Source organism: Bacillus sp. LR_5 (genome assembly GCF_042709275.1).
On sequence record NZ_JAVAXX010000484.1, the window covers coordinates 1 to 2,933 of the forward strand.

A 2,933-nucleotide genomic window follows, 5' to 3' on the forward strand; every position below is an offset into this window, starting at 1 on the left:
GAGGATTTTTTATTATTCTACAAATTCTATGTTTATAAAGTAATCTTTAGATGTTTTAATCTCTATGCTATCACCTATAAACTACTAGTACTTCTTTATTTAGTTGAATCTCCTTGATAACTTCAAAATAAAAACTTCTCTATAAAACCAAGATTAAAGTAAATAGCTAATAAAAAGAGACTTCCCAAAAGTTCAAAGAACTATTCTGTCCATTATGGACTCTGAATTACCTTCGGGCAACTCAAGTCTAACATTTTCTGGATTAAGAGAGAGTCTGACTAAAAATAGTAATATTACTAGTTGCTCCTATATCCAGACCCTTTACAAACCAAAAGAACATCTCCTTCATTTGCAATACTTCTAGGGTCCTCAGTCCACCTATTCACAATCACACTAGTATCAGAAAGGTTACTAGCTCCTGTGATATAAGGTATTCCTTTATTCATATCGTTATATTTATCTGGAGAAAAATCTTGCCCTGATAACAATTCAATCACACTTTCAAACCTCACCCACTTCCAACTCTCCGGTATATCAAACGGAATCTCATCTTCACTAATTTCCGACAGGGCCTTAGTCTTTTTAATCTTCCCTTCCTCAGCTTTTCTTCTCTTCCTTAATCTCCTGATAAAGCTCCTCGCAGTCCCCTCTTCTTCTCGCTGCTCAACCAGCTTACCTTGAATCGCATACTGTAAAATCGACTTCTGCATATCCTCTGGGAACTTTTTATTCAGTTCTTCTACTTCAGAATAAGCTTTATCGTATTGGTCAACATAAGGCATTAGATATTAAGTTTCCAAACGACTACATTTTAACTATATTAAACAACAATGGGCCGCGTCCAAGTAAAAAGATATTTGACTTTGAAAATACAAAAGGTGCTGTTTTTAATCGATTACATGGTTTAACTGAGGAAAGTTCAAGTTTTAGAGGTCTTAGAAGATTACCAGGATAGAAGAACGCTTTTAGGAATAGTTCCTTTCGCCGGTGATCCTTTCGGTAACGAAATCTGTTTCGATTATCGTCAGAATAAAGAGAATCCCTCCATGGTTTTCTGGGATCATGAAATTGCATATGAAGATCCTAATGAAGCTTTGAGTCATATATGTTATTCATTTTCCAAGTTGGTTAATAAGCTCTACGAGGGAGGAATGAATGGATAGAGAAAATGACCAAAAATAAACAAGCTCAATGCCCTTCCTTTTTGTGGATAAGGACTATTATTATTTCAATTACTTATTGTTTCACTTTTGTTTTGGTCTGTTCATAATATCATGGGTAAGCCCAGAATAAGCTGGAACCTTCTCGCTGCAACCCAAGAAATGCCTCGTATTTTTTTGAGACGATGGAATCAACTCACTTCTGGTCTTCAGCGGTCGAACATGAGGTCCTGCGAGTCCTCAAAAAGCACAAAGTGAACCAAAATAAAGTCAAGATAGTATGATGAGAATTTTGTATTTGGTCGTTTGAATGGGCCTTAGTGGGGTTACCCACCATTTATCAAAACAATAGAAAATCGATTTAGATCAGTGCTAAAAAAATCAAACATAGACAAAAAACTTACTCCTCATTCCCTGCGGCACACTCATACTTCATTGCTTGCTGAAGTCGGCGTAGATTTACAAAGAATCATGAACCGGTTAGAAGCTAAGACAACCACACAGGTTTATTTACACATCAAAAAAGACAGAAAAAAAGAAGCTTCTCACAAGTTCGGTGAACTCATGAGAAGCCTCGAAAATTTATAAATAACATCAAAAGGGCATCAAAAATGACGTCCGTTGCCGACAAACCCTTGTAAATCAAGGGTTTTTTGTCGGTTTTACATCATTCCGCCCATACCGCCCATGCCGCCCATATCAGGCATTCCTGCGCCGCCAGCGTTTTCTTCTGGCTTGTCAGCGACAACGGCTTCTGTTGTTAAGAACATTGCAGCTACAGACGCAGCGTTTTGAAGAGCTGAGCGTGTAACTTTTGTTGGGTCAACGATACCTTTTTCGATCATGTTTACCCATTCGCCAGTTGCAGCGTTGAAGCCTACGCCGATTTCTTCGTTTTTGAGGCGTTCAACGATGACAGATCCTTCAAGACCAGCGTTGTGCGCGATTTGACGGATTGGCTCTTCAAGTGCGCGAAGCACGATGTTGATACCTGTTTGAGCATCGCCTTCAGCTTCAACTGCAGCAACTTTGTTATATACGTTTACAAGCGCTGTACCACCACCGGATACGATGCCTTCTTCAACAGCTGCGCGAGTTGAGTTCAGGGCGTCTTCGATGCGAAGTTTACGCTCTTTCAGCTCAGTTTCAGTTGCAGCGCCGACTTTGATGACAGCTACGCCGCCAGCAAGTTTCGCAAGACGCTCTTGTAATTTTTCTCTGTCGAATTCAGAAGTTGTTTCTTCCACTTGAGCGCGGATTTGAGTCACGCGGGCAGAAATTTTGTCTGTTTCGCCAGCGCCTTCAACGATTGTTGTGTTTTCTTTTGTAACGACAACTTTAGAAGCGCGTCCCAATTGTGTGATTTGAGTAGATTTCAGGTCAAGGCCAAGATCTTCTGTGATGACTTCTCCGCCAGTAAGGACAGCGATGTCTTCAAGCATTGCTTTACGACGGTCACCGAAGCCAGGAGCTTTAACAGCCACTGCGTTGAATGTGCCGCGAAGTTTGTTCACAACAAGTGTTGCAAGTGCTTCGCCTTCAACATCCTCAGCGATCAGAAGCAATGGTTTGCCTTGCTGTACAACCTGCTCAAGCACAGGAAGGATTTCTTGAATGTTTGTGATTTTTTTGTCTGTGATTAAGATGTAAGGATTGTCAAGAACCGCTTCCATCTTATCAGAGTCAGTTACCATGTAAGGTGACGCATATCCGCGGTCGAATTGCATACCTTCCACAACTTCAAGCTCAGTTGTGAAGCCTTTAGACTCTTCA

3 protein-coding genes and 1 pseudogene are annotated in these 2,933 nt (G+C 40.5%); 2 read left to right on the forward strand and 2 right to left on the reverse strand.

Annotated elements, in window-relative coordinates; translation table 11 throughout:
- Positions 1-296: 296 nt before the first annotated feature.
- On the reverse strand, positions 297-782 hold the full coding sequence (locus RAC86_RS37405; RefSeq protein WP_072565847.1) for a restriction endonuclease subunit S domain-containing protein: 486 nt from the start codon (positions 780-782) through the stop codon (positions 297-299).
- On the opposite strand from RAC86_RS37405, the pseudogene RAC86_RS37410 reads away from it, so the two are divergent.
- Positions 716-1,163: pseudogene (locus tag RAC86_RS37410) on the forward strand (SMI1/KNR4 family protein). The gene RAC86_RS37405 and the pseudogene RAC86_RS37410 sit on opposite strands and share 67 nt — an antisense overlap.
- Before the next feature lie 366 nt (positions 1,164-1,529).
- Entirely contained in the window at positions 1,530-1,748 is a 219-nt protein-coding gene (locus tag RAC86_RS37415) for a tyrosine-type recombinase/integrase (protein WP_072565846.1), read from the forward strand.
- Positions 1,749-1,822: 74 nt separating this feature from the next.
- Here RAC86_RS37415 and groEL read toward each other — a convergent pair.
- On the reverse strand, positions 1,823-2,933 hold a 1,111-nt coding region (gene groEL / locus RAC86_RS37420; RefSeq protein WP_377886828.1), incomplete at its 5' end, for a chaperonin GroEL.